Below are 25354 nucleotides of genomic sequence, written 5' to 3'. Positions count from 1 at the left end.
TTCCTCCTTCCGGTGCTCGACAGGAAGGAACGGTGCGGCGTTCATGCCGCGTTCCTGTCATGGTGATTTCGTCGCTTCTCTGCGGCGGCGTGGTAGTCGATCCACCGGCGGGCGGAGGAGAATCCGAATGCGCGCGCAATCGATTCGAGGTCGCTGTCGGACACGATGGTTCCGTCGGCGTAGTGCAGGACGCTCATGCGACGTCCTCCAGCGGCTGGCGGGCGCGCAGTTGCCTGTATGCCTCGACTGCGCAGGGGACGACGACGCTGTTGCCGATGATGCGCAACTGCTGGACACGCGACAGACCGATCTCGGGATCGGTGACCCACCGACGGGGCATCATCATCATCCATTCCGCGAACGCTGGTGACAGGCGAGGGTTTCCGTCGCGATTGGGCTCATTCGGTGGCGGGGGCGGGCGGGTCAGCGCTTCCTGGCGGGCGATCGCGTTCGCGTAGATCCCCCATCTGCTGGGGTCGGATCCGAGTGCAGGGGCGCTGTCGATGCTGTCGCGTTCGTGCCCGCGGTGGGGGCCGTGTGTGAGCGCGTAGATCGCCGAGGGGAGCATGAGGTCGCCGCCTGAGCCATGTTGGCGCGGTGAGCCTTTGGCTCCGTCACTGGCGCGGGGTGTGGGCAGGAGTGTGCCCTCGGCGTGGGCGCGTGCGATGCCGCCGAGGAGGAGCTCGCCGATGCGGGCGCCGGAGCGAGAGATATGCCCGCCGGTACCGTCGGCGACCGATGGTGTCGGCAGTAGCCTCAGATCCTGTCCACTGCGTCGGGCAGCGTGTCGTCGCCTCGGGTGCGTGGCCTGCCTTTGCGTGTCCGTCCGGGCGGGTTGGCCTTGCCTTTGTGATCTCGGGACATGGGAGTGGGCAGAAGCGTTGGCGAGGAGGAAGATTCGGCGTCGTCGGTGGCATGCTCCGACGTCGCACGCACGTAAGCTCGTCCACTCTGCATCGAACCCGAGCGTGGCCAGCGCGCCGAGAACGGCACCGGCAGCCCGGACACTAGGTCGATCTCGGTGGCTTCCCACAGCATCCGGCGTGGGTTCCATTGCGCGTACGGCGTAGGCACTTAGTAGTCCTTCGACATTCTCGATGAGCACATGCCGAGGTTCGAGTGCCACGATTGCCTCGGCCATGTATAACCAGAGCCCGGAGCGTGTTTCCTTGCCGAGGCCGGCGAGATGACCGGCGAGGGAAACGTCCTGGCAAGGGAACCCGCCGACGAGGATGTCGACGGGTTCCACGTCGCGCCAGCGGATTTGGGTGATGTCGCCAAGGTTGGGTACCTGCGGCCAGTGGTGCGCGAGTACCCGGCTGGCGGCGGGGTCGTTGTCGCAGTGCCATACCAATCGTGATCCTGGAAAGACCTGCAGCGCGGCGAGATCGAGTGTTCCAGTGCCGGAAAAGAGGGATCCGATCCGGATCTCATTCATCACTGTCGACGCCTTCGTCTATCTCGCGTGGTACCGGTTCGGCGGTGTCAGCGCCGGAGGGTCCTGGGGTTGGCTGTTGGGAGCTGGGCTGTAGGGCGGCTTTGCCTCGGGTCGGCTCCTTCGGGCTGATGAGCTGCCGCCCGAGCTGGCGGGCCCGGCAGGCGTGCCTGTGGGTGAAGCTGGTGAGCGTTTGGTTTGTTGCCGAGGTGGCAGCGCATTTCTGCCGATGTACGTGGATGGGTCGGGTTGGTGAGCGCGTTGGTGTCGCTGGGGCTCGGCTGGTACGTGTGGGTGGCGGTGATGGGCATAGCGGTCTCCGGTCGAGTCGGGTTGTCGCGGCGAGGCTGGGAGAAGTTCTCGCGGATCCAGCTCCTTTGGGGGCGTTGGAGTTCGGAAACGGCGCACGGTCTCTGCGGTGCTCATCGCCTCGCTCCCTGCCGGTCCGGGTGCGAGTGGGCTCTGCCGGTCTCGGGGCCGGTCATCGAGGCAACCGCAGGCTCGTCGACCACCTCGAGCAACCTGGTGCGCGCGTCGCGGGCTTCGAGGTCGATGCCCGCATAGACTCCGTGCTTCCAGCCACGCTTAACAGTGGCCAGGCCGAGACGGGCGCAGCTGAGTCGCACCGGACAGCGCTCACAGATGCGTCGCGGGGTTTCTCGGTCGGCAGGTATGGGTCGAACGCCCGGTTTGGTGTGAGAGATGGGAAAGAAGACCTCTGGATGTACGCTGCGGCACGCGGCCCGCTCTCGCCAGTCGTAGCAGCTCATCGGCTCTCCTCGGCAATGGCGGCCAGATCTCGGCCGAGCTGGTGCAGATCGCTTCCGACGGGACTCGACAGCAATCTCCGCGCGATGTCGCCGACTTGCTCCACCATCGAAGGGCTATCGGCGCGGTCGCCATCGGAGTTCGCGGCGAGTGTGACGAGCGCGAGTTTGGCGGCCTCGGATTCATAGATCTTGTGCGCCAAGGTGATCGCCATCGTCGCTTCCTGCAGGTGCCGGTGCCGATCGAGCACTCCGGCCGCGGCATCAAGGTTTTCCGGCAGGCTCCGATTCCGTTGTGGCCCCTGCGGAGACTGCGCCAAGGCAAGTCGCACCGAGCCGATCGTCGCCGCTTCCAACAAATCGGCGACTTGCAGAAGATCCTCGTTGGCTTTCATGCCGCAGACCCCCCGCCGTCGTAGTCGTGGTCGTTACCCTCGGGGGGTTCGAGCGATGGCTCTAGATCTGCGGCGTGATTCTCGCGGCGCAGCCGTGCCTGCAGGTCGGTCACCGGCACCGCGTGTGGACGGTCGCTGTGATGGCGACCGCCCCGTTCATTGTTCGACATCTGTTCTCCCACAATGTTGTTCGATTTAATGTGCGTCTTGGGAGCACGAGCTCTGAGGGACTCGCGTGGCCTCCCCCAAGACGCACGCCCCCGGCACGAGTCGGCGCACCCGAGCCGAGGGAGCCTGTTCGGGCGCTCACGCGCGCCGAGGGGGTCGCTTTCGGCGAGGACGAACTGGCAAGAATCCGGCTGGTAGCAGGGTGGGCGCACCGGCGGGCCGGGCGGTCAGCAACTGCGCCTGCTTGACGTCGGATTCGGTCAGATACCACTGACGTCCAGCCTTGTGACCAGGCAGCTCACCGCTACGTAGGCGCGTCAGATACCAGCCCGCGGTCTGCTTGAGGATTGCCGCGCCCTCGGCGACGGTAAATGTCGGCTCAACCTGAACCACGGCGCGGCCCTCGTCGTCGGTGTCGCTGTCGTTGTCGGCGAGCACACTCACATCGCACCGCTCACACTGCGTGTATAAATGTCGCTGTCTGCGTGCTCTCTGGACACGAAAAGAAGATCCGACGGCACCGCGAGAGCCTCCGCGATACGTGCGGCCAACTCGGGGGTGCAGCTTCGCTTAGCTTCCTTGCAGAGCTGTCCAATGAAGCTGCGCGAACATCCAGCTTTCCTGGCCAACGAGTCCATGGTGTCGCCTCTTTGACGCATCAGCGCCCGGAGTGTCTCCCCTGATGTCAATCGCATCGCGATCCTTCCCGCCCGGCGGACCTATGTTCGAATACGGCCGATCGTGCCAGGTAGATGCGTTGATTTCAAAGAATACGCGAGCTTTCCGCGCGCAGTAGGTGGACGGAAGCCTATGCTTGCTGTTGGCATAAACCTCACAGCCTGCGTATTCTTCCGCCTCGGCGCTGTGTCGAATGGTGGATAAAAAGTTGGCTTTCCGGCCGACCGAAATGGTGTGCAGGCCAGTGGAAGCGGGCGTCGCGCAAGCGGCGACGCCGGAACGGAGAGCGATCATGAGCGAGTTGTTACGCCTCGTGCAGAACCACATCGACCGCTGGGGTGTGAAAAAGGCGGAGTTCGCTCGGCGAGTAGGCAGCGCCCCGCAAACCCTCTACACCTGGGCGGCGCGACCCCTCCGGCAACTGCCCGACAAGCGCATCCTTGAAGGTATCGCCCGAGAGGCGCAGTACCCGTACTGGCTCGTCGTGGATGCCGCGTTGATCGACTCCGGCTATCGCCGCTCGTATCCCGATGTAGTCGAGATTTGCGAGAGGCTTCGCATGCTGCCACCGGAAGATTGCCGTGAGATTGCACGCGTAGCAGTCGATTTGGCCGCCAACGCTGAATCCAAACAGCAGCGAACCCCCGGCAACCCAGGCCATGCTACTGGAGGTGCAACGCTACAGCCCACTCAATCCCACACAGCTGCCTCCGACGCCTACTGGCCCAGCCCCTGGATCGAAGACCTCCTGGATGGCGGTCGCCAGCAGGTGATCGAGCAAGGAGCGAAGGAGAGGGCACATGCGACTGGCAGGTCATTGCGGCCCCGACGAAAGGTGGGAGAGTAAAGCTTCGCGGTCGAAGCTCGATTGGAAATACAACCAACAGCAGCTGTCTGCGCAGACCCAGGCTGCGTCCGTGCGGCACACCGTTGCCGAGGGCTGGTCGCGTGCCGAGCTCGGTCGCACGTTGCCCGGCGCTATACCATCCTGCGTGACGAGTAAGGTTGCTGCTCAGCGTTTCTCATCAGAGCGGAGCGTGATCCCGAGGAACTCTGCGGCGACGCTGGCCGCAGACAGGGTGCTAGGCGATATCCCAAAGAGCCACGGCCACACATGCCGGTGTCCTGGGATCTGGTGGCCGCCGCCCACGATGCTGTAGAGACGCACCGACGGGCAGCCGATTTGCCGGTACTCGGTGCGGCTGACGCTGCCGAGCTCGGTGGGTGCAGGTTTGCCAGGTAGCCATTCAATGCTGGGTTCGACGTTGATTCCGTTTCGGGCGGCAAAGTATTCGGCGGTCTGCAGTGCCGACAAGTGCTCCCCCTTGGGGAAGTGCCCGCGCCAACTGATCACACCGCCGTCGTAGGGAGCCCACGGATCGGCAGTGCCGTGGATCAGCACCATCGGCAGCGGCGTTGCTGACCTACCCGCGCTTTCGAGGTTGCCGGGTGCGGGTTGGTTGGTACCGATCAGCATCGCCCCGACCAACAGTTCGGGGGCGTCGTGGACGAGACGGATCGCCATGTGGCCGCCGAGTGAGTAACCAATGACGAGCACCCGCTCGGCGTCGACGGGGCAGCGTGCAGTGATTTCGCTGATCAGCGAACTCAGGAAGCCGACATCGTCGATGGTTTTCACTGCTGGCGAGAGCATGACCGCCTTGCGGGCACCGTTCCACTCGCGTCGCACCGCGCTCGGGTAGGCGATGACGGCGTTGCCTGTGCGCGCGAGCTCATCGAAGATCAGGCCGCTGTGGCGCTCGTGTACCGACTCACCGCTTTGCGCAGTCCCGTGCAGCACCATGATCAGTGCAGCTCCCGGTGTCGTTCCGGCTGCTCGACGCACGAGGGTGTACCTGCGGCGACGGTGCTCGTGATCGAGGAAGTGTTGATCGGCACGAACGGCGTTGTTGTGCTGCGCTTTTGGCTCCACGTATGACAGTGTGTCGAATTTTGGCGATACAGTACAGGGTTCTGAACGCCACTTCGCCGATGCATGAGGCCCGCGGTGGCGCCTCGGTGCGGATCGGCCGCAGCTGGCGGTTGTGGCGAGCAGTGGACGCCAATATGGGACGGGAGGCTAGCATGTGGTTCCTGGTTGATGCTGCGGACCCGGATAGAGCGTTGTCGTCCACGCTGGACGAGGGGATCGCTCGGGAGCGTTCGCTGATCCGCGCGATTCGCCCCAACTCCCTTGCTGCGGCCGCGAATAGCGCTATCGCCCAGGTGCTTTCGAGCAACCGACCGGCCAGCCGCGACTTGCGGGTCCGCGGAGGAGATCGTGAGATATTGGCAATACCGGTTCCCGGCCCCGACGACGAGACCCTCGCGGTGCAGTTGTGGGCAGGCCCCAGGCGGCGACCCGGGCGCGATGAGCCACCACCGATCGATGCTTTCGTGTGGGACGGCGGGGAATGGACATTGATGAGCGGTGGCCGAGGCGGGGCGGTTCTCCCGGCGCGGCACCGGCTGCTGCACGGCGCGTGGTTCCTGTCGCGGATCATCGAGTGCGAGGAGCGCGACCAGTTGATGACCGCCGTGCTGGATCCGAATCCCGATACGGTGTGGGAGGGACCGATGCGGGTACTCACCCCAGACGATGCCCACACCACTCGCATCTTCGGCACATTTCGATACCATGCGCGGAATCGACTGCGGGCGTTGCTGTTACAAATCGAGGAGGACCGGAAGCCGGGAATCGTGCTGCCGACCTACCACAACGATGCGGCGGCGGCCCTGCTCGGTGGTACCACCGCGCTGATGGACCTTCTGACGATGCAGATCCTGGAATGGCTGACCCCGCCACTGCCAGAGATCGCATGGCGCCATCATCCACAGTCCCACGACACAGATCCGACCGATCGCCGGTCGACTTTTAACCTTACCAACACCCACCTCGTACACCCCGACGATCGAGCATCCAATCGCCAGACCTACCTAGACCTGGCGGAGGGGCGCATCGAAACTGCGGAGAGAACTTTCCGACTGCTGACGGTGAGCGGCGGCTGGCAAGCAGTGCAGATCTCCTGGGTGCCAATCCCGCACGCGCTTCCGCGTTTTCGCGCGATGTTGTTCAGACCAGTCGGCAATCCTGTTCCCTGAGATGGGCCCGCGCGATACCTGGCGCGCAGTGACGCAGTTCGGCTATTGTTCGGGTTGCACTCCCTCCAGGGGGTTACGCGGAACGTGTCGATATCCGTTCCTGCGTCGCTACTTAGCCTTTCGTGGGCGGTCGACTGCGCTGCTCACGTCAGCTGCCACTGGAGTTTGTCGTGTGCATCAAATCATTCAGGGTGCAATCTATCGCCTTCGACGGGGTCGACCCGTCCCTGTCCGTGAGCGGTGCTGCCCCTGACTGGCGTGTCGTGGTGGACACGAGAAGTTCAGCTACGGAAGGCATCCCACGCCAGATGGTTCCCACCTGCCGTCACGCCCGGCCGCCGAGGGTCACAACAAATGACCTGGAGGAGCGCGTCCGCCAGGTTCTGCCCCTGCTACGCAAGGAGAATCACCAGTGATCACGTTTGTTCTCGTACACGGCGCCTGGCATGGCCCATGGGCATGGGATCGGGTCATCCCGTTATTGCGCGCCGGTGGTGTGCACACCCTCACTCCAAATCTCAGCGCTGATGGCGACCACGGGTTGCACGACCACGCCGCCGCAGTGGTCGCGGCCATCGACACCGTTCCCGAGGAGGACAAGGTTGTGTTAGTCGGGCACAGCTACTCGGGACTGGTGGTCCGGGAAGCCGCCGACGCGCGAGCCGACGCAGTCGACCACGTCATCCTCGTGGACGGCTGGGCAGGGGCCGACGGTGTCAGCTTGCTCGACCTTGGCGGCGACCCCGTCGCCGCAGCGATCAGCACCGCGGTCGAGACGCCCGGTGGCGGATGGCAGATCCCAGCACCGCCGCCGGATACGTTCGGCATCGTCGACAACGACCCCGCGGTCTGGCTGACCTCACGTCTGATCCCCCAGACGATGCGCACGTTCACCGAACCGACGCGACTGACCGGCGCTATCGACCGTATTCCTGGAACTGCCATCTACTGCCTGCCACAGATATACCCCTTCGCCCGGTTCGGGGAGGCCGTGGGATACCAGACTCTCGCATTGGACGGCCCACATGACGTAATGCTGACCGACCCGGAGGCGCTCGCCGAAATGCTCCTGACATCGCACTCTGTTCAAGTTTCGAGAAACGGAAGGTCTGGACAGTGGTGATGTTGATATCGAGAATTTCGGCGGGGCGGTAGGTGGTGTGTTAGCGGCTGGTAACGCCGCTCTGGTCGAAGCCATCTCGGGGAACGCTTCACGCAGTTGCAGCCAATCGGGCCGGGACTCCAGGACTTCGGAGTTCGACAGATACCGATTTAAGCGCATCAATCGAAACGCATTCGAAGTCTATCGCTCCGCACTGTTCCAGGTCGTTTACCTGGTGCAGGCAGACGCGCCCGGTTGACGGAACGACGACAAGGGGGACAACATGGGGTTACCGGACTGGACTGCCGAGGGGCTACTTCCATTCGGGTGCTGGCCGGCAACTATGGCTGAGGTTCACGAGCGGCTCGTGATCGACGCGAAGCACTCCGATACCCGCCAGGTGGTCTATTACGGGTTGCAAGCCTACCTGGGCCAGTTGCGGGAATTCATGACCAGGGGACACATTTGGCTTGATGGATGCTTCGTCACCCGCGACGGCCAACCCGGTGTTGGGCGGGGTCCGGCGTTGACGCTGGCCGTGTTTCCCGCAAACCTGGCCGAGTTGGAGTTGCTGACAGGGGAAAGGCGCAGCCGGTTGAGAAAGCTGTTCACGATGCGCGATGTGGTCGTCGGTGGAGACGCACGCACGAGCTCTTACCTCGACGCCGTTCATCCTGTCGGCTTTCACATCGCCGCGTACCTGGGCACCGACACCGACAAGCAGGAGTGGCTACGCGGGTGGGCTACCGGACATGGCGCGGAGGAGGCCGCGCTCGCCGACCGAGGGTTCGTGGAGGTGCCGTGGTAGACAACACCCCTTTTCGACAAGCCATGGCGCGCCACCAAAGCGGCAGCATGGTCGACGAATTGCTCAGATCCTCACTCTGGGCCGCTGAGGCGCAATACTTCCCAGAGACTCACCCGCGGCTGATCGTGGACTCCGATGACAGCGTCTCCCCCCGCGATGCGACGAAGATCGTCCTCGCACTGACCAGCGCGACCGCGCTGTTCGTCCACCACAGCATCGCCCCGCACACCGCCTGCACGATCCACGATCTCGACCAGTCGCTCGTGCCCGAGGTCACCCGGCTCGTGATGACGCGCCACATGATGGTTTTCGGACTCCCGCCGGAACCCTGGACAGCGGACCACCGTCCCGAGGCCAGTCACGCGTCGAGCGTGCGCGCGGCGTTGGAGTTGTGCCAGACGCTTCCTTCGAAAGCCGACGACTGGCTGACAGTGGAAACGTTGCAGTCGCTGCCGAGCACCTTGCGATCAGCCGTCGGGTTAGTGATCTCGGTGATAGCCGAGACGAACAGATCGCTGGGGATCGAGATCCAGTCCTCCGTGGGCGAGGACCGTTCGTTGGTGTCCCGCGAGCACGCACTCGCCCTGCTCAACTCCCCCCTGCTGGACGAGCCTCTGGCTAAAGAAACCACCACGAGCACCGGCATTCTCGACGCCAGCAGGACGGGCCGCCGAATGTTCTATCTCGTCAGTTCTGACGACCCAGGAGACAGCGACATCTACGGATCGGTAGTCGAGTCCGCCCTTCCGTGCCTTCCTCCATTGCTCGGGCGAAAGGTCAAGGCACTCATCGGCTCGTCGATGTATCGCACCGCCGAGGGACAGATACAGGTGAGCTACCGCCTCCTGTCCATCGCCGCCGAGGATGGGCACCAGGGCTGTATGCCATGTTGAGGACGGGGCAGACTTCACCGTGGTCGGTTAATCACGTACGTCACCAAGAACATCGGGACAATGCTCTGGAAAGTGACGGACGCAGTGGCGATCGAATTACATCAGCAGGGCTACATTGCCGCGACTAGAGACAACGACGATCTTGGGGCGCAGATCCGCAGGTAGCTGAGGGATGGTCGCGCATCACGGGGTCGTTGGGCATCCATCGGAGATGATCACTCGCTTGACGGTAAATATTCACGGGCGCCTTTCGAACTTGCGGCCCGGGCACCGCATCCCGGCCGGGGAGGACCCTCATGGAGCGAACCGGTGGCGTGAGGGGCGAACGCGCGGTATTGCCGTTGCGCGGGCATCCGCGCGCCGTCATGGACAGCACCGACTGGTGTTGGTCGGCCGGTCAGGAGGAGCTAAGTCTGACATCCAGCGACAGAGACGCCAGTGACATCAGTCCCCCTGATCGTTTGTCCAGCATTGTATTTCGGGGGTTGCGATCCAAACGTACGCTCGTGCTGATGAGCGGGTGACGTGCATTGGTCGTAGGCAGGCTGTCAGCGGGTGTGTGGGTTGTGCGAATGCATGTGGAATTGGGGTGTCATCTCTACGATTGAGCCAGTATCTGACCTGCGCTGGCTTCGGTGAGTTTGTTTGTGTCAAGGCTGGTGCGGAACGAGATCCCGTGTGCTGCTGGAAAGGGGAGGCTGTGGTGGCGGATGATTCGATGGTGCGACGGGTCGCAGCTCCGACGGCGATGACAGCGGTGGTCTCGACAGCGCTGGCGGTGGTGGTGAATCTCGCCACCAGCAGCGTCGAGTCACGGTGGTTGTGGGTTGCTGTCGCGGTGTTGACCGTGGTCGGTTTCGTGGCCTCGCTATGGCTGTACCGCCGCAGCGATCATTCACCACAGCCGGATCGTCCCCCGGTAGGGGTGGATTTGGGCACGGTCAAGGCGCGGGGGTTCCGGATTCAGGGTGTCCGATCCACCGGCGATGGAGTGCGGCTGGGTAAGGGCCGGTTCCGTCGAGATGTCGATATCACCGATGTGGCTGCCGGAGCAGGTGAGGGACCGGACCCTTCCTGAGCGCGGCGACAGCTCTTGGTCCCGCGCCGCCAGAAGGTCTCGCCTCCCACCACGTGGAACGCATCCGCGCTGGACGGGATGTGGTGCTAGTCAACCAAATCCATCCACCGCAGGCGCAGGGACGGGTGATAGTAGGTGAAATACCGCAGTTGCCAACCCATTTCATCACCCGGGTCGAGTTGGATCAGTTGCGGGAGACACTGGAGCAGTCACAAGTGGCGGTCGTGGTCACTGGCATGCGGGGAGTAGGGAAGACGCAGTTGGCTGCTGCCGTTGCCCGTGACGAAGTCGAGCGTGGTGCTGGTTTCGTGGGATGGATCAATGCCGAATCCCTTGACACGACACGCGCTGGACTGGCCGAGATAGCTGAGCGATTCGGCGTTGCCGATCGTGAGGGCGATTCCGCGGTTTCAGCTCAGCGCCTGCGTGATTATCTGTCGGGTCGTACCGAGGTTGGGTTGCTGGTGTATGACAATGCCGTCGATCCGGACAGCCTGCGGCCGCTGTTTCCTGTCACCGGCGGGGTCCAGGTCATCGTGACCACGACGGATCGTTCGTTCACCAGTTTCGGTAAGGCTATCGAGCTTCGAGGATTCACCCGTAGCGAAGCACGCTCCTATCTCGGTAGTGCCACCGGGCTGCCCGATGACGCCGAAGCCGATCGAGTCGCCGACGTGCTGGGCGATCTGCCTTTGGCGTTGTCGAGCGCGGCTGCGACCATCGACGGCCGACGCCTGGACTACCCGCACTATCTGCATTTACTGAGTGAGCGGCTGCTGCCGGATGTGTTGGCGCGCAAGACAGGCCACGACTATCCGCGGTCGGTAGTTCAAGCGATCCTGCTGTCCATCGACACTGTCGAATCGGCCACAGAAGCCCCCGCAGTGGACGCGATCGTGTCGTGGTTGTTGACAGTGATGGCGATGCTCTCGCCTGCGGGGGTAACCAGAACACTGCTGCCAGATCCGCACGGCCACCTGGATGAAGCCATCGAGCGCTGCGTGACCGCCTCATTGCTGTCCTGGTCGACCACCGGCGATTCGGTAATAATGCACCGCCTCGTCGCCCGGATAATCCGCGAACGCGCTCAATCCGCCGATGCCACAGATGTTCTCGTCCAAAACGCGCTAGACGTCATTGCCCCGGCACAGTTCGGCAGCGAAGAGGCATGGGCACGGCGTGAGCAGGGATCACATCTAGCCGAGCAGATCGAGGCGATCTGGGACACCGGCCTACCCGAAATCGCAAAGCGCCAACTACTCGAACCAGTACTCGCCACTCGAACCTGGGCCGTCCGCCAACTGACCGCCTCCACCGACACCTCACGATCACTAACACTCGCCGAACGAACCCACACCGACTGTCGACGTCTTCTCGGCGGTGACCACCCCCACACACTCGCCTCCCGCAACAACCTCGCTTACGCCTACCAGTCGGCAGGGCAACTGGACACGGCCATCCCCCTCTACGAAGCCACCCTCACCGACTGCGAGCGTGTCCTAGGCTCCGACCACCCCGATACCCTCACGTCCCGCAACAACCTCGCTGGTACCTACGAGTCGGCGGGTCAGCTGGGCAAAGCCATCCCGCTCCTCGAAGCCACCCTCACCGACCGCCAACGCGTCCTCGGCCCCGACCACCCCGATACCCTCACCTCGCGCAACAACCTCGCTGCTGCCTACGAGTCGGCAGGGCAACTGGACACAGCCATCCCCCTCTACGAAGCCACCCTCACCGACCGCCAACGCGTCCTCGGCCCCGACCACCCCGACACCCTCACCTCCCGCAACAACCTCGCTTACGCCTACCAGTCGGCAGGGCAACTGGACACAGCCATCCCCCTCTACGAAGCCACCCTCACCGACCGCCAACGCGTCCTCGGCCCCGACCACCCCCATACCCTCACCTCCCGCAACAACCTCGCTTACGCCTACAGTTCGGCGGGTCAGCTGGGCAAAGCCATCCCGCTCTACGAAGCCACCCTCACCGACCGCCAACGCGTCCTCGGCCCCGACCACCCCGATACCCTCACCTCCCGCAACAACCTCGCTGGTGCCTACAGGTCGGCGGGTCAGCTGGGCAAAGCCATCCCGCTCCTCAAAGCCACCCTCACCGACCGCCAACGCGTCCTCGGCCCCGACCACCCCGATACCCTCTCCTCCCGCAACAACCTCGCTGCTGCCTACGAGTCGGCGGGTCAGCTGGGCAAAGCCATCCCGCTCTACGAAGCCACCCTCACCGACCGCCAACGCGTCCTCGGCCCCGACCACCCTGGCACACTCACCGCCCGCAACAACCTCGCTTACGCCTACGAGTCGGCAGGGCAACTGGACACAGCCATCCCGCTCTACGAAGCCACCCTCACCGACCGCCAACGCGTCCTCGGCCCCGACCACCCCGACACGCTCTCCTCCCGCAACAACCTCGCTGCTGCCTACGAGTCGGCGGGTCAGCTGGGCAAAGCCATCCCGCTCCTCGAAGCCACCCTCACCGACCGCCAACGCGTCCTCGGCCCCGACCACCCCGATACCCTCACCTCCCGCAACAACCTCGCTTACGCCTACAGCTCGGCGGGGCAACCGGATAAAGCCATCCCCCTCTACGAAGCCACCCTCACCGGCTGCGAGCGTGTCCTCGGCTCCGACCACCCCGATACCCTTATCTCCCGCAACAACCTCGCTTACGCCTACCAGTCGGCAGGGCAACTGGACACAGCCATCCCCCTCTACGAAGCCGCCCTCACCGACCGCCAACGCGTCCTCGGCCCCGACCACCCCCATACCCTCACCTCCCGCAACAACCTCGCTTACGCCTACAGCTCGGCGGGGCAACCGGATAAAGCGGTTCCATTGCTGGAAGCCTTATTGCGAGATTGTCAGCAGTTCCTTGGTGCCGATCATCCGATCACCGGCGGAGTACAAGCCAATCTCACCGCCACGCAAGCAAAATCAGCCACCGAGCACTGACTTTGCCCGAACGAATGGACCACCACCCCGCTCCCCAGAAGTCCAATGCCCTGAACGAAAGCCGGAACGCTGACCAACCACGACCGGACGAGGCTTATCACGCCGAACCTGACTCCGAGGACAATGCCACCAGCACTGAGTAGCCCGCTCCAGTACTTGGTCATCGCAGACTCTGTGTACATCGTGGTAAGAGCTGGTCAATCGAAACCCTCGTGAGTGCCATCCCTCCGAACCTGCTAAGTATTCGAAAGTCTGGGTTCGACCGCCGAGATAGGGCACCAACCCGCGATCATGCGCTACAGCCACCGTACTGGGATCCAATCGGTGACATGCGTTCAGGCATCACATGCCGGTGAGGGAACTTCGCGGCCAGAACGCACCCGATTGTGGGCGGCGCACCTCCGATCAACTTGTCCTTCGCCGAAGCGGAATGACTCACGATAGGCGTTGACCGCGTCAACACCTGAGCCTAACGTTTGCGTTGTCAGTAGCGCTGAATCAGGCTGAACTGCACCGAGTTTCGCTGGTCGCACGACTTTCCTGTGGAAATGGATGGGTTCAAATCCCCTATCCTCCGCCACGGCAAACGCCTCTGACCACGCCGCACCGGCTGGTCAGGGGCGTTTCGCGTTGCATCCCACTCCCACTGGCGAATAATCAGCTTTGTTGACCGTCGGGCCTGGTCAGAGCCCTTTGCGGAGTCGCTAGCAACTGTTTCCGCAGGTGGACGGCGTGTTGACCGCGTCAACAAGCCTCGGGGCAGAGGATCTACCCCCTACGTGGGCCGGTTGAGGAACTGTTTCGAGCCGCTGTGGTGTCGAGCACGATGAATGCCGACGTCACAAGGCGGCGAGCAGCATCGGCAGGGATCGGTCGAGTTCGCGTCGCCAGTAGGGTGGGCTGTGGGTGCCGCGAGTGAGATGGACGACCGGTTGTGCTCCCAGTTGGCGAAGTCGGTCGGCGACCGCACGGGTGCTTTCATGCATCACGGCCTCGGTGAGATCGACCGCATCTGGGAATTCGGCTGCGTGCCGGTCGATTTCGTCGAACAGTGGTGCGCGCTGGAGGTCCGGCGGGTCGAATTCACCCGGAGCGCCGTCACCGCTGGACAGGAAAATCGGTATGGCGGTGAGCTTGTCGGACAGGTGGTAAGGATCGTGGGCTGCCCAGGTGGCGCGGTCACGGATCGGGTCACCCCAGATGCGGGTGCCGTCGTCGATATCGACGAACCGCGCTGCGCCGAGGACGATGTCGGCCCGCTGTAGCGGATGGAGCCAGCCGCTGTAACTGGCGGCGGCGCGGAACAGTCCGGGTCGGCGTGCAGCGTAGGCAAGTGCGCCGTAGCCACCTTGGGAGACACCGGCGATGACGCGGTGATCGCTTGCGCCGTAGTCACGTTCGAGTAGCGGCAGCAGTTCGTCGAGGTGGAACGACTCCACGGCAGGTGTGCCGTCGTGCCAGTCGGTGTAGAACCCGAACATCGGCATCCCCGGAACCACGACCAGCACGTCGCGCAGTTGTGGCAGGTTGGCGACGTTGGTGTCGGTGGTCCAACCGGTGTGGTCGCCGTCCCCGCCGGGCAGCAGATACAGCACCGGCCATCTCCGATGCGGTGCTCGGTCGGTCCAGCCCTGCGGCGTGATCAATCGGACGGCCACTTCCGCACCGAGACTCGGCGAGTGCAGCATCAGATCGACAATGCGGTCGTCGACCCGCTGCTCGGAAACGACGCGAACCGGTGCGGTCGAGCGTTCGCTGTCGGGGCGCGCGGGTGCAGCGCAAGCCATCGCGGCGACCGCACTGACGACGAGAGTTAACGCTGTGCACAGCCGCCGAAACCGTGTCGAATGCTGCATGGCCCGACGCTATGCCGCAACCGGCGACCATCGCATCGGGGACCACCCCGGAGTTTCGGCGTCGAAAGTCAGGGTCGCGCGCCCGGGATGCCGTAGGCCCGGGGACCGCGGAGTGTCGTCGAGATAGAGGATTCCGCTCCGAGCGTGGTGCGGCAGGCGGGAACGGCGACACCGACAACGTCGTACCATTCGCGTACGCCCATCAGCCCCGGATTTGGCGTTGACCGCGTCAACACCTGAGCCCAACGTCTGCCTTGCCACTAGCGCTGAATCAGTCTGAACTGCAACATATTTCGCTTGCCGCATGACTTCTGCGGACCTCTATGGCGCACCGGAACCGACTGCTGACGGAGGGCGTCACGACGTTACATGGATGGTTCACCGGAGGCATGCTGCGCTGGAGCTGACGGCCAAGTGTGGCGACACAGGGGCCGGTCCGGATTTTGGGCGCTCCCGAGGTCATAGGCTGAATTCTCGGGGTCCATACTGTGCGGCGTGACACCATTCCGGGCCGGGGTACTCACCTTTGGAGCGGTCCTCGTCACGGCCATCATCGCCTTTGCTATCGCCGCGGTCGTCGGTAGTGAAGTCGTCAAAGGAGTCGGTGTGCTCGGTGCTTCGGCGGGCGTTATCGGTCTGGCGACCATGACGTATCAGCACTTCACGCGAAAAGCTGGCGTGCCCCCGGCGCAGGAGCGCAACCCGCCCGCCGAGGAAACCAGTGCGGCAGCGCCGGACTCCGGGACGATGCCTACGGCACAGGTGAGCCACGGCCCCGGCTGGTTCAACCGCATCACCATCAATCAGAGCTCACTCGTCGCCCAGCCGAACTCGAATCGGGCATCGCTAGCCCGCTGGCTCCCGGTCGTCATCGCGCTGGCCTGTCTGGCCGTGCTGATCCTCGCCCTCGACAAGTTCTCCGGCAGTTCGGAATCGAATGCTCAAAACAATTACCCACCCGCCGATTTGACACCGCCGAACGTGAACCTCACTGCCCCGACAGGCAATTGGACACCGAATCCGCAAAATAACAACGGCATCAGCGGACTTCCCTGTGTTCAGCTGTGTCAGCAGGCCCAGATGCAGATCGGCACGGCAATAGATGTCGACCCGCCCGCAGGCGACGACCGCCCCGATTTCGTCGCTCTACCGGGAAACCAACTGAAACCCATCAATGGCGCCGGAATCAAGCCAGCACCTGAAGGCCCGGTCGACGCGGGCCGCTGCTTTCCGGAAATGAGCCTCGATACCACCGGCCCAACCACCGCCGGTCCACCCATGTGCTTGCTGACCACTGCGGGGAACCAGGTCATGCTCGTCAGTCGTCAGCACAACGGCTCCGACTACCTGACCCTCGTCTACGCCGTGCTGCCGCGATAGCCGACCCCCCAGGCGCAGGAACCGCAAGCAGTATCGCGCAACACGACTATGGGTACTACTCGATCAACTGTCGCGCCCACCGGCATTCCAGTGCGACACGCAGGGCGCAGAGTCGCACGTGCGGATGGTCGCCAGCACATTTCGTACCGACCGGGTTGTCATGTCGCGCCCGGCTGTAACAGCCCGAGGACAGACAGCGACGGAAAGAGTGTGCGCACCTCAACCGCATACGCCATGTCCTCGAATTAACCATATTGGGGCCATCGCACCAGTGCGCCCGCGCACACCTACCGGTAGAAAAGATCACGTCCATGTCCAGCACCCTTGACCGGATCAACGCCATCGCCAGCAAGCTGCGATCAGCGCAGGCGACCATCGTCACCGAAGAGGCGACGAAGAATGCCCTGGTGATGCCGTTCATCTCGCAGGTTCTCGGCTATGACGTGTTCGACCCCGCCGAGGTCGTGCCCGAGTTCATCGCAGACGTGGGCACCAAAAAGGGTGAGAAGATCGACTACGCAATCCTCAGGGATGGCGCTATTCAAATATTGGTCGAGTGCAAGAAGATATCGGAACCGCTCGATATCAACCACGCCTCCCAGCTCTTCCGTTATTTCTCGGTCACGTCGGCTCGGATCGCAATCCTCACCAATGGACGTGAGTACCAGGTATTCACCGATGGTGACCGTGCGAACCTCATGGACTCGACGCCTTTTTTGGTGTTCGACATTCTCGGCATGGACAGGCTGCTCGTCCCCGAGGTCGCGAAGCTGTCGAAGGAATCGTTCGATCTCGATTCGATCGTAAGTGCTGCGGAAGAGCTCAAGTACATCGGGCAGATCAAGCGCCTGATCGCCGGTGAGATCAAGAATCCATCCGACGCTTGGGTGAGGTTCTTCACGACTCGCGTCTACGAGAGGAACGCTACACAGCGGGTTGTCGAGCAGTTCCGCGTCTTGGTGGCCAAGGCCTTCGCGCAGTACATCGCAGATCAGGTGAGCGACCGCCTGAATACCGCCCTGAGTGACAATGACGGCTCTGTCACCGCCGCTCCCGCAGAAGCGACGCCAGCGGCACCGACGACGGTGCAAAATTCGGTCGGCCCAAACAAGGACGACGGCATAGACACCACTGAGGAGGAATTGGACGGATTCAACATTGTCCGCGCCATCTTAGCCAGAGCGGTGGACCCGGCCAGAGTGTCCTACCGCGACGGGAAAGTCTATTTCGCCATTCTGCTCCACGACAACAACCGCAAGCCGATCGTTCGCCTCTACTTGAGTGGAAGGAGAGTCAAGTTCATCACGACGTTCGAGAACGGCAAGTACGGAGAACGTCACGAAATCGGCAGCGTGATCGACTTGTACCAGCACATCGACAGGCTCCTCGCCACGATAGACAACTACGCGTGATGGTTCCGCGGGCGCGGCTCGCCCCGACCGGATACCGCTGTCTGTAATCATTTCGGTGAGTGGCTCAGGCCAGTTGTGGGCTTCAGTCGTCACGTTGGGCAGAGATCGGTTGCCGGAGCACCTTGGCGGGTCGGGTCGTCTAATTGGGGGTGGGCTTGCCCGTTGACCAGGAGGATGTGCCCATGTTCGAACTGGAGGGTACCGGTCATCGACTTATCAAGGGCGTTCAACGGGCGCCCGAAGGCGCGTAGGCCACCGAGCTCCTGGTATTTCCTCCAGACCGGATGGGGTAGCCATACGAATCGATTCTGTGGGGTGGTCACCATCGCGCCCGGGGTGTATTCGCCCCGGTCCAAGGGGACTATCCGCGCGTTGTCGCAATCGATGGGGTCGGAGGTGGGGTAGCCCTGCAATCTCGCCGCGTGTATGCCGTGGGGATAGGTGTAGTCGTACCAGTAATCCCCGGACATCACGATCACCCGGTCGGGCTGCAACGCCATCAGGCGCGACTGGCGGCTCTTCTCGTCGGCAAGATCCTGACTCCACCCCTGGTCCCAGCGATGGACGAGACCCTGTTCGCGCCGGGGCACCGGGCAGCCGAGGACGGCGCGCCCGCCCGCGGCATTGTAGGCGTCCACCCAGGTCTGACGGTTCCAGCGGAAATCATCGATACCCTCGACGAATTTGCCGATGTCCTGGCATCCGGGCAGACCGTGGTCATCGGAACGTTGCCTGTCGATCAACGCGACTACGCCCGCGACGATCAGACCGATCACCATCGCCGCGCCGCCGAAGGCGAGTCGGCGGTGCGGTGTCCGTCTAGTTGCGGAATTACCTGAGCTGAGGGGCAATTCAGGTGCGGATCCGGCGAGTTGGTGAAAGTCAGCGGCGGGTGGATCTTCGACGATCGCACCGGAAGCCGCTGAGCTCACCGGCAATTCGGACGCCGGTTCCGTATCGGCCCTGACCGGAGGCGCTTCCGACCGCATTCGGAGGATCGCCTGCTCGACGCGCTCCGGGCGAAACCTGTCGGGCAGATTCTGCGCTTTGCGGAGTTTGCCTACGACTTCGCCAGGAAGGTCGCAGACATAGGCCAAGTCGTCGAACCATCGCGTCTGGAAGCTACGGGCATCGCCGGAAACCACCCGGTTCACCTGTGTTTTCAATACTTCTCGGCGCTTGGACACCACGTCGCTGTCGAGCAAACGCTGTAGCGTGCCGAGTTCTTCCCGGCGTTCTCCGGCCAGGATCAGTACCGCGACGGCGCCACCGGTCGGGACCTGGAGGCCGGCGACCGTTTGCGGCGGTTGGTCGGATGCTCGCGGGCGGCAGATGCCGCGTCGAACGAGTTCGCTGATCTGCGGCTGCGCGTAAACGGTCAGCGTAGCGAAGAGCTCGTCGGCGAAAGAGGGCGGACCGAGCGCTGTGACGGACACGTCATCACGATGGCACAGTGGACTATTCGGGCCAGGTGTCGATCCGGCTGGACACCGTGGTCGCTGCTGCGGCCTCGGTTCCGGCCGCTCCGAAATGGTCAGTGGCTCAGCCGGGACACAGGTCGTTTGCCGAACGGTTTGCCGGGCCGACGATGAGATGCGGTATAGCGGCGTGGTCGTCGACCATCTCGATCGAGCCGCCGTGTTCGAACGCGATATGGCCCCGTATCTCCTTGGCCAGACTGTTGACTGGCCGCCCGAGGACAGGCGCACCGCCGTACTGCTGGAAAATCCGCCACACCGGCCCCGGCAGCCAGGCGTAGCGGTTGGCCGGTGTGCTCACCATCGCGCCGGGAGCTAGTCGCCCTTCGTCCAGCGGCACGATTTTGGCATTGCCGCACGGGACGGGATCCGAGGTGGGATACCCCTGGAGTTCGGCCGCGTCGGCGAGATGGGGGCGGGTGTAGTCGAACCAGTATTCGCGGGTCATTGCCACCACGTGTGCCGGGTTCAGCGCCATCAGCCGCGTCTCTAGACCGTCCGCACCGCGGATGTCTTGGCTCATGCCGCGGCCCCATCGGTGTACATAGCCCTGCTCGGGCCGCTGGACCGGGCAGCCTATGGCGTCCTTGCCGCCCGCCCTGTTGTAGGCGTCCCACCACGGCTGCCGGTTGCCCCAGTAGCTGTCGATTCCGGCCATGAGGACGCCGATGTCGTCGCAGCCCGGAGTGTCTGCTGCAGTATCGTCTCGACGACTGATCGCGACGATGATGCTTGCGCTGGCGAGTATGGTCACCAGACCGGACACGCTCAGAGTGAGCAGCGGGCGTCGTTTCCAGAAACGCACGGGTAAATCAGGGGCGGATTCCGGCCTTGACCGAGCGGAAGGCGCTTGGGCGGGAACGGGTTTGCTCACCAGCAGATGCAGAATCTCCTGCTCGACACGTTTCGGGTCGAACTCCCCCGGCAGGTTCTGGGCTTCGCGCAGTCTGTCAACGACCTCGGTCGGAAGAGCGCAAACGTAGGCCAAGTCGTCGAACCATCGTGATTGGAAGCTGCGGGCATCACCCCCGGCCACCCGGTTCATCTGGGTACGCAGCACTTCTCGTCGTCTGGTTACCTCCTTGCTGTCCAGCAGTGGCGTCAAGGTGGCGAAGTTTTCTCGACGTTCTCCGGCGAGGATCAGCACCGCGACCGTCCCGCCGGTGGGTACCTGAAGCCCGGCCACCGTTTGCGGAGGTTTGACTGAAGTCCGCGGACGGCAGATACCACTGTGCACGAGTTCGCTGATTTGCGGCTGCGCATGCACGGTCAAGGTGGCAAAGAGTACGTCGGCGAACGAAGGTCGACCGCTGGACACGGAATCACGATGCCACAGCAGATTGTTCGGGACCTGCTGTTTCGTATACGGAACAGCTGCGCAGGGGTGCGTAACGGGTCCTTGCGGTCTCCTTGTCGGCGTGCCGCTTATCGAGTCCGACTCGCTGACGTCGAAGCGGCCAATTACGAAAGGAGCCGCCGCATGAGGCAACTCGTGGTGCCCGCGTCGGTGACGGCGAACGGAGCGACAGTCCTAGGTCTGGCGGTTGTGGGCGAGCCACTGTGGGTCGTGTCGTTTGTGGCCGCACCCGTTGCTGTTTGGCTGGGACTGGTGGTGGTGTTGGCCGCCGCTTCAGTGTTCGCCGAGAAGCGTGCGCGGCGCGATGCCGCGTATCGAACGTTAAAGCTGATTACGTCGTTACAGGTCGTGCAGCCCGCGAACACCGGCGGTCCCCCGACACGAGTCGGCGGCAACTGAGGACGCGTGATTCGGGTCAGGCGTCGACCATGTCGACACCTGGGCTAGCGTTTGCCTCGTCGGCAGACCGAAAGTGCCTGAAACGCAACGAAATTGGTTGGCTGCAGAGTGCTCCTGCGGAAGCGGATAGGTTCAGATCCCATATCCTCCGCCAAAACGGCAGGTCAGGGCCACTTTCAGGGTCCTGACCTGCCGTTGTTTTTCTGCGCGAGTCATGATCGAGCGGGCATCGGTCACTGCCACTACCCACTCGGCATCTGCGCTTTAGACCTTGTCGAGGCGCACGGAAAGTGCTTCCACGCCTGCAGGGGCGTTCCAGAACAGGTCGACTTGGGCGACTTCATTGCCGCTACCGCACGCGGCATCGCTGTACAGGAAGGCGGAGTCGGAGGTGCCGTTCTCGAAGCGCACCGCGCCGGCCTGGAGTTGGAGGCAGGTGCCGCTCGGCGCGCGGTCGACGTGGATGAGCTGTCCGTCTGTGGTGATGTAGGAGAATCTGCCGTCGGCCGCGTGCGCACTGCCGGGCGTCAACGCCAGCGACGCAAGGGCCGCCGCTCCCGCAAAGACCGCTTTCCTGAGCCCACCTTGCAATTCCATGATCTTCCTCTCCCCGGCCGTCTCCGGCCGAAGTCGACACTTTTTAGCTGCCAAGAGAGTCTTCCATCACGCGGCGTTTCAGGTCAGCCTTTTCGCCGCTGAAGACGCCGAAACAGTGTGAAGTGCAACATCTTTCACTGCTGAAAGCGTGCTCCCGCAGCAGCGGCGGCCGAAAAGTTAGAACCGATCCGCGTGCTCGCGGGCCCATTGTTCGAAGGTGCGGGCGGGTCGCCCGGTCACCTTCTCGACGGTGTCGACGACCGTCGTCGCTTCCGTGTTCGGTGCGGCGTACCAGCCGACGACATACTCGGCGTCGGCGCGGGAAACGCCGGTGGCGGTGAGTCGTTCGATGGCCTGCTCGTGGGTGATCGCGGCGAACGCGATGTCCCGGCTGAGCACTCGGGACAGGATCGCGATCCGCTCGCGCGGGGTGAGCGATTCCGGACCGGTCAGGTTGTACGCGCGCCCGGCGTGACCGTCCTCGAGGAGCGCGGCGGCGGCCACGGCGGCAATGTCGGCCTCATGCACGATCGCGCTGGGAGAGTCGTACGGCTCGCGCACGACCCCCTCGGCGCGGATCGAATCGATCCAGGTCAGCGTGTTGGACATGAACTCCTGCGGCTCGAGACGGGTCCACTCCACACCGGAGGCGGCGACAGCCTGCTCGACCGGGCCGATCCCGCCACCCCACACGATGGTCATCCGCCGGACCCCGGCGTCGACGGCCCGCCGCACCAACTCGGCGCCGACATCGGCGAGTCCCGCTGTCACGGTGATGTGCAGTCCGCTGACACCCGCGAGCGCGGTATCCAATGTGCCTGGCACGGTGTGCGTTCCGGTGACCAGTTCCACGCCCGGTGGGAGCTTCGCCGCAGCGGCAGCTGGATCCCGGGTCAGCGCCCGCACCCGCTGCCCACGCCGCACCAGCTCTGCCACCACATGGTGACCGGTGTTTCCGGTTGCGCCTGTTACCAAGATCGTCACGATTGCTTCCTTTCGTCTCCCCAGACGCTAGAAGCTCAACATGACTTAAGGTCAATACGGACGATCGCGGCGAGACACGTTCCGCCCTAAGCGATCTGACAAACCCGCTCGGCCAGCGCGCTGCGACCGCAAAACATATCGATCGGTGCTGCGGTAATGGCCTTGCCTTTAGACGATCGTGAGATCGGTTGTGGTGGTGGGAATTCGGTAGCGCACACCAGTGAGCTCTTCGGACAGCTCCCACAGCCGAGCGGCAGTCACGGTGTCGCGCATGGCGCGTTCGCCGGTGCGCGGCACGGGTTCGCCGCGCAGTTGCAACAGACCGTCGGGCACCACATAGCTGCCGCCGGGCAGGTCGGCGGCGGTCGCGGCGTACAGGGAGGTCTTGGCGCCCTCGGGCGTCGGTCGAAACAGCCAGCGCACCAGCAAACGCGTCGACGTCGCGTACAGCCGACCGCGGTCGACATTGGCGCCGCCGGTGAGCACATTGGTTCGGGTGAGACCTGGCGCGACGGCCATGCTCCGCAGGGGCAGCCCCGCGGCGTCGGCCCGCCGCTGTAGCTCCATCGCGAAGTAGAGATTCGCGCGTTTGGACTGCACGTAGGCGAACGCCGTGCGATACCGGCGTTCGGCGTTGAGATTCTTTAGGTCGAAGGGTGCGAACCGCTGGCCTTCACTGCTGACGGTGACCACCCGCGGTTCCGGCGCGGCGGCCAAGTACCGGAGCATCAGGCCGGTAAGGGCGAACGTGCCCAAATGATTGACGCCGAACTGGGTTTCGAAGCCATCCCGGGTCCGCGCGAACGGAACCATCGCGATACCCGCGTTGTTGACCAGCAGGTCGAGTCTGTCGTGCGCCCAATCCGCGGCGAACGCGCGAATCGAGGCCGAATCCGCCAGATCGAGGGGACGCAATTCCAGCTGCGCGCCGGGCACTTCGGCACGAAGACTGTCCACCGCGGCGCGCCCGCGCGCCGGATTCCGGCAGGCCAGCACCACGTGCGCGCCCGAACGGGCGAGCTCACGGGCGGTGACGTAGCCGATGCCGCTATTCGCGCCGGTCACCACCGCCAGCCGACCGTGTTGATCCACGGTCGGGTAATCGGATCGAGGTCTGGGAGGTCGAGACATGTCATTCCTTAATCGCGAAGCGAACGGCTGAGGAGGGGCACCCGCGATCGCAACTTCGAGTTGCGATACGCTGCAGTCTGCCACGATTCACGCAGTATCGCAACTAGGAGTTGCAATGGAGAGTAAGAGCCCCGCGCGCCCCCGCACGGTCGGCCGCGGACCGAAGGTCCGCGCGGCGGTACACGCGGCGACCCTGGCCGAACTCCTCGACAAGGGATACGCCGGGCTGACCGTCGAAGCTGTCGCCCAACGCGCCGGGGTGCACAAAACCACCGTCTACCGGCGGTGGCAGGATCGCGAAGCGCTGGTCGTCGACGCGCTGTCCGAACATTTCGCCGCCGACATCCCCACCCCCGACACCGGATCGATCGAGTCCGATCTCCGACTCCTCACACAGGGGCTGGTCGACAGCATGACCGGACCGATAGGCCAGGCGGTCCAGGTGGCGATGTACTCCGACGCCGGACGCCTGCCCGAAATCGCGGCGGCCCGTCGCCGGGTCTTCGCCGACCGTTTCCGGCGCGCCGAACCCGTGGTGTCCCGCGCCATCGAACGCGGTGAGTTGCCGCACGGAACCGATCCGACCCAGGTGTTCACCACCTTGGCCGCGCCCATCCATTTCCGCTTGCTCGTCACCGGCGAACCGGTCGACGAGGCAACCGCCGATCAAGCGATTCGGGTTACCCTGGCCGCCGCCCGCGCGGGCGCGTTGGCCGTTGTGCACGGCGCCGAACCGGCTGAGCCGCAACGGAATCCGCTAGAGTGACGGGTGGCTCAGCCCTGCGGACGACCCACATTCTGCGCGAACTGCCCGATAACGTTGCCGGGCGGCGTGAAGCGGGCCACCACGAGCGTGCTCGGCTGAGCGAAGATGGTGCCTGCGGGGCACGAAGCGATACCCACCGCGATCCGGGTGCTGCTCTTCCAGACAACCTGAGTGAAGTGTCCGGTCTCGGGGGAAAACTCCGGCCGGTCGTAGTCGTACAACTCCGCCTCGGCCATCCAGGCCCGCATGGCGTCCTCGAAACCGACGTTCCCTGTTCCGGCATAAAGGTTTTCGCCGTATCGGCCTTGCGAATTCGAATGCTCGAACCTGCAGGCTTCCGCGTACTGCTTCGTGCTGGGGTACAAGTCGGCGTTCCAGGTTAGCGGTGATGCACCGTACTGTGCCCGCGCCGGGTTGACCACGGCGAGCACTTCGTCACTGGACGTATCCGCTTGGGCCGGAACGGCACACGCGACCGACCCGACCAGGGCCAGCAGGGCGACGGCGATGGCTGTACACGATATTTTCATCCAATTTCCTTGTGGGATAGGAGATTCATCGGTTCCAGCAAGGTTAGGGCGGTGTATTTCAGATCACAAGAG

25 protein-coding genes are annotated in these 25354 nt (G+C 63.8%); 11 read left to right on the top strand and 14 right to left on the bottom strand.

Translation table 11 applies throughout. The features are described from left to right. Positions 1-193: 193 nt before the first annotated feature. The 6 genes from KV110_RS01395 to KV110_RS01370 all read right to left on the bottom strand — a co-directional run bounded on the left by KV110_RS01395 (position 194) and on the right by KV110_RS01370 (position 3460). Positions 194-1438 carry a DNA cytosine methyltransferase gene (locus KV110_RS01395; RefSeq protein WP_218478087.1) on the bottom strand — a complete coding sequence of 415 codons (1245 nt, stop codon included), beginning with the start codon at positions 1436-1438 and terminating at the stop codon, positions 194-196. A gap of 419 nt (positions 1439-1857) precedes the next feature. After that, positions 1858-2205 (bottom strand): WhiB family transcriptional regulator, encoded by a 348-nt coding sequence (locus KV110_RS41985; RefSeq protein WP_218472726.1) that lies wholly within the window; start codon positions 2203-2205, stop codon positions 1858-1860. Then, a complete protein-coding gene (locus tag KV110_RS01385) occupies positions 2202-2597 on the bottom strand; it encodes a hypothetical protein (RefSeq protein ID WP_218472725.1) in 396 nt (131 codons plus the stop codon). Before KV110_RS01385 ends, KV110_RS41985 begins: the two co-directional genes overlap by 4 nt. Beyond that, on the bottom strand, positions 2594-2767 hold the full coding sequence (locus KV110_RS01380) for a hypothetical protein (protein ID WP_218472724.1): 174 nt from the start codon (positions 2765-2767) through the stop codon (positions 2594-2596). The genes KV110_RS01385 and KV110_RS01380 overlap by 4 nt, the downstream gene beginning before the upstream one ends. A 136-nt stretch (positions 2768-2903) precedes the next feature. After that, positions 2904-3209: a helix-turn-helix domain-containing protein gene (locus KV110_RS01375; protein WP_218472723.1), complete on the bottom strand. Its 306-nt coding sequence runs from the start codon at positions 3207-3209 to the stop codon at positions 2904-2906. Beyond that, on the bottom strand, positions 3206-3460 hold the full coding sequence (locus tag KV110_RS01370; RefSeq protein ID WP_218472722.1) for a helix-turn-helix transcriptional regulator: 255 nt from the start codon (positions 3458-3460) through the stop codon (positions 3206-3208). The genes KV110_RS01375 and KV110_RS01370 overlap by 4 nt, the downstream gene beginning before the upstream one ends. A gap of 176 nt (positions 3461-3636) precedes the next feature. Between KV110_RS01370 and KV110_RS01365 the strand changes: the two genes are divergently transcribed. Beyond that, the gene (locus tag KV110_RS01365) at positions 3637-4290 is read left to right on the top strand and encodes a hypothetical protein (protein WP_218472721.1); all 654 of its coding nucleotides are present in this window, start codon (positions 3637-3639) and stop codon (positions 4288-4290) included. 165 nt (positions 4291-4455) lie between these two features. Here KV110_RS01365 and KV110_RS01360 read toward each other — a convergent pair whose 3' ends face one another. After that, positions 4456-5376, bottom strand: a complete 921-nt coding sequence (locus KV110_RS01360; RefSeq protein ID WP_218472720.1) for a CE1 family esterase — start codon at positions 5374-5376, stop codon at positions 4456-4458. A 152-nt stretch (positions 5377-5528) separates the two neighbouring features. Here KV110_RS01360 and KV110_RS01355 point away from each other — a divergent pair, with 152 nt between their 5' ends. The 6 genes from KV110_RS01355 (at position 5529) to KV110_RS01330 (ending at position 13392) form a co-directional block, all read left to right on the top strand. Further along, positions 5529-6545 (top strand): GAF domain-containing protein, encoded by a 1017-nt coding sequence (locus KV110_RS01355; RefSeq protein WP_218472719.1) that lies wholly within the window; start codon positions 5529-5531, stop codon positions 6543-6545. Between the two features lie 412 nt (positions 6546-6957). Next, positions 6958-7668 carry an alpha/beta hydrolase family protein gene (locus KV110_RS01350; protein WP_218472718.1) on the top strand — a complete coding sequence of 237 codons (711 nt, stop codon included), beginning with the start codon at positions 6958-6960 and terminating at the stop codon, positions 7666-7668. 262 nt (positions 7669-7930) lie between these two features. Further along, entirely contained in the window at positions 7931-8455 is a 525-nt protein-coding gene (locus KV110_RS01345; protein ID WP_393537405.1) for a DUF6932 family protein, read from the top strand. Further along, on the top strand, positions 8449-9348 hold the full coding sequence (locus tag KV110_RS01340) for a hypothetical protein (protein WP_218472716.1): 900 nt from the start codon (positions 8449-8451) through the stop codon (positions 9346-9348). The genes KV110_RS01345 and KV110_RS01340 overlap by 7 nt, the downstream gene beginning before the upstream one ends. A gap of 703 nt (positions 9349-10051) precedes the next feature. Further along, positions 10052-10426: a hypothetical protein gene (locus tag KV110_RS01335; RefSeq protein ID WP_218472715.1), complete on the top strand. Its 375-nt coding sequence runs from the start codon at positions 10052-10054 to the stop codon at positions 10424-10426. A 149-nt stretch (positions 10427-10575) separates the two neighbouring features. Further along, positions 10576-13392 carry a tetratricopeptide repeat protein gene (locus KV110_RS01330; RefSeq protein ID WP_218472714.1) on the top strand — a complete coding sequence of 939 codons (2817 nt, stop codon included), beginning with the start codon at positions 10576-10578 and terminating at the stop codon, positions 13390-13392. Between the two features lie 839 nt (positions 13393-14231). Here KV110_RS01330 and KV110_RS01325 read toward each other — a convergent pair. Next, positions 14232-15248 (bottom strand): alpha/beta hydrolase, encoded by a 1017-nt coding sequence (locus tag KV110_RS01325; RefSeq protein WP_218472713.1) that lies wholly within the window; start codon positions 15246-15248, stop codon positions 14232-14234. Between the two features lie 495 nt (positions 15249-15743). Between KV110_RS01325 and KV110_RS01320 the strand changes: the two genes are divergently transcribed. Together KV110_RS01320 and KV110_RS01315 are read left to right on the top strand one after the other, a co-directional pair. Beyond that, on the top strand, positions 15744-16628 hold the full coding sequence (locus KV110_RS01320; RefSeq protein ID WP_218472712.1) for a hypothetical protein: 885 nt from the start codon (positions 15744-15746) through the stop codon (positions 16626-16628). 311 nt (positions 16629-16939) lie between these two features. Further along, positions 16940-18040: a type I restriction endonuclease gene (locus KV110_RS01315; protein WP_218472711.1), complete on the top strand. Its 1101-nt coding sequence runs from the start codon at positions 16940-16942 to the stop codon at positions 18038-18040. Positions 18041-18129: 89 nt separating this feature from the next. On the opposite strand, the gene KV110_RS01310 is transcribed toward KV110_RS01315, so the two are convergent. Both KV110_RS01310 and KV110_RS01305 read right to left on the bottom strand, forming a co-directional pair. Further along, positions 18130-19476, bottom strand: coding sequence for a hypothetical protein (locus KV110_RS01310; RefSeq protein WP_218472710.1), 1347 nt, complete (start codon positions 19474-19476; stop codon positions 18130-18132). A gap of 106 nt (positions 19477-19582) precedes the next feature. After that, complete coding sequence (locus tag KV110_RS01305) at positions 19583-20704, bottom strand: hypothetical protein (RefSeq protein WP_218472709.1); 1122 nt, start codon at positions 20702-20704, stop codon at positions 19583-19585. A 294-nt stretch (positions 20705-20998) separates the two neighbouring features. Here KV110_RS01305 and KV110_RS01300 point away from each other — a divergent pair, with 294 nt between their 5' ends. Continuing rightward, a complete protein-coding gene (locus KV110_RS01300) occupies positions 20999-21274 on the top strand; it encodes a hypothetical protein (protein WP_218472708.1) in 276 nt (91 codons plus the stop codon). 264 nt (positions 21275-21538) lie between these two features. On the opposite strand, the gene KV110_RS01295 is transcribed toward KV110_RS01300, so the two are convergent. From KV110_RS01295 to KV110_RS01285, 3 genes are all read right to left on the bottom strand, one after another. Beyond that, a complete protein-coding gene (locus KV110_RS01295) occupies positions 21539-21871 on the bottom strand; it encodes a hypothetical protein (protein ID WP_218472707.1) in 333 nt (110 codons plus the stop codon). A gap of 177 nt (positions 21872-22048) precedes the next feature. Beyond that, on the bottom strand, positions 22049-22855 hold the full coding sequence (locus KV110_RS01290) for an NmrA family NAD(P)-binding protein (protein ID WP_218472706.1): 807 nt from the start codon (positions 22853-22855) through the stop codon (positions 22049-22051). A 168-nt stretch (positions 22856-23023) separates the two neighbouring features. Then, positions 23024-23947, bottom strand: a complete 924-nt coding sequence (locus tag KV110_RS01285) for an oxidoreductase (protein ID WP_246634302.1) — start codon at positions 23945-23947, stop codon at positions 23024-23026. A gap of 154 nt (positions 23948-24101) precedes the next feature. Between KV110_RS01285 and KV110_RS01280 the strand changes: the two genes are divergently transcribed. Beyond that, complete coding sequence (locus tag KV110_RS01280; RefSeq protein ID WP_218472704.1) at positions 24102-24752, top strand: TetR/AcrR family transcriptional regulator; 651 nt, start codon at positions 24102-24104, stop codon at positions 24750-24752. Between the two features lie 8 nt (positions 24753-24760). Here KV110_RS01280 and KV110_RS01275 read toward each other — a convergent pair whose 3' ends face one another. Continuing rightward, the gene (locus KV110_RS01275) at positions 24761-25282 is read right to left on the bottom strand and encodes a CAP family protein (protein ID WP_218472703.1); all 522 of its coding nucleotides are present in this window, start codon (positions 25280-25282) and stop codon (positions 24761-24763) included. Positions 25283-25354 lie beyond the last annotated feature (72 nt).

The organism is Nocardia iowensis, from assembly GCF_019222765.1.
Classification (GTDB): domain Bacteria; phylum Actinomycetota; class Actinomycetes; order Mycobacteriales; family Mycobacteriaceae; genus Nocardia; species Nocardia iowensis.
The sequence above is the reverse complement of the archived record's forward strand: the minus strand, read 5'-3'. Positions and strand labels throughout refer to the sequence as shown.

Excerpts from the sequence above, each read along its gene's own strand:
- KV110_RS01395 (WP_218478087.1), bottom strand. The coding sequence starts at position 1,438 with ATGAATGAGATCCGGATCGGATCCCTCTTTTCCGGCACTGGAACACTC.
- KV110_RS41985 (WP_218472726.1), bottom strand. The coding sequence starts at position 2,205 with ATGAGCTGCTACGACTGGCGAGAGCGGGCCGCGTGCCGCAGCGTACAT.
- KV110_RS01385 (WP_218472725.1), bottom strand. The coding sequence starts at position 2,597 with ATGAAAGCCAACGAGGATCTTCTGCAAGTCGCCGATTTGTTGGAAGCG.
- KV110_RS01380 (WP_218472724.1), bottom strand. The coding sequence starts at position 2,767 with ATGTCGAACAATGAACGGGGCGGTCGCCATCACAGCGACCGTCCACAC.
- KV110_RS01370 (WP_218472722.1), bottom strand. The coding sequence starts at position 3,460 with ATGCGATTGACATCAGGGGAGACACTCCGGGCGCTGATGCGTCAAAGA.
- KV110_RS01365 (WP_218472721.1), top strand. The coding sequence starts at position 3,637 with ATGGTGGATAAAAAGTTGGCTTTCCGGCCGACCGAAATGGTGTGCAGG.
- KV110_RS01355 (WP_218472719.1), top strand. The coding sequence starts at position 5,529 with ATGTGGTTCCTGGTTGATGCTGCGGACCCGGATAGAGCGTTGTCGTCC.
- KV110_RS01345 (WP_393537405.1), top strand. The coding sequence starts at position 7,931 with ATGGGGTTACCGGACTGGACTGCCGAGGGGCTACTTCCATTCGGGTGC.
- KV110_RS01325 (WP_218472713.1), bottom strand. The coding sequence starts at position 15,248 with ATGCAGCATTCGACACGGTTTCGGCGGCTGTGCACAGCGTTAACTCTC.
- KV110_RS01315 (WP_218472711.1), top strand. The coding sequence starts at position 16,940 with ATGTCCAGCACCCTTGACCGGATCAACGCCATCGCCAGCAAGCTGCGA.
- KV110_RS01300 (WP_218472708.1), top strand. The coding sequence starts at position 20,999 with ATGAGGCAACTCGTGGTGCCCGCGTCGGTGACGGCGAACGGAGCGACA.
- KV110_RS01295 (WP_218472707.1), bottom strand. The coding sequence starts at position 21,871 with ATGGAATTGCAAGGTGGGCTCAGGAAAGCGGTCTTTGCGGGAGCGGCG.
- KV110_RS01280 (WP_218472704.1), top strand. The coding sequence starts at position 24,102 with ATGGAGAGTAAGAGCCCCGCGCGCCCCCGCACGGTCGGCCGCGGACCG.
- KV110_RS01275 (WP_218472703.1), bottom strand. The coding sequence starts at position 25,282 with ATGAAAATATCGTGTACAGCCATCGCCGTCGCCCTGCTGGCCCTGGTC.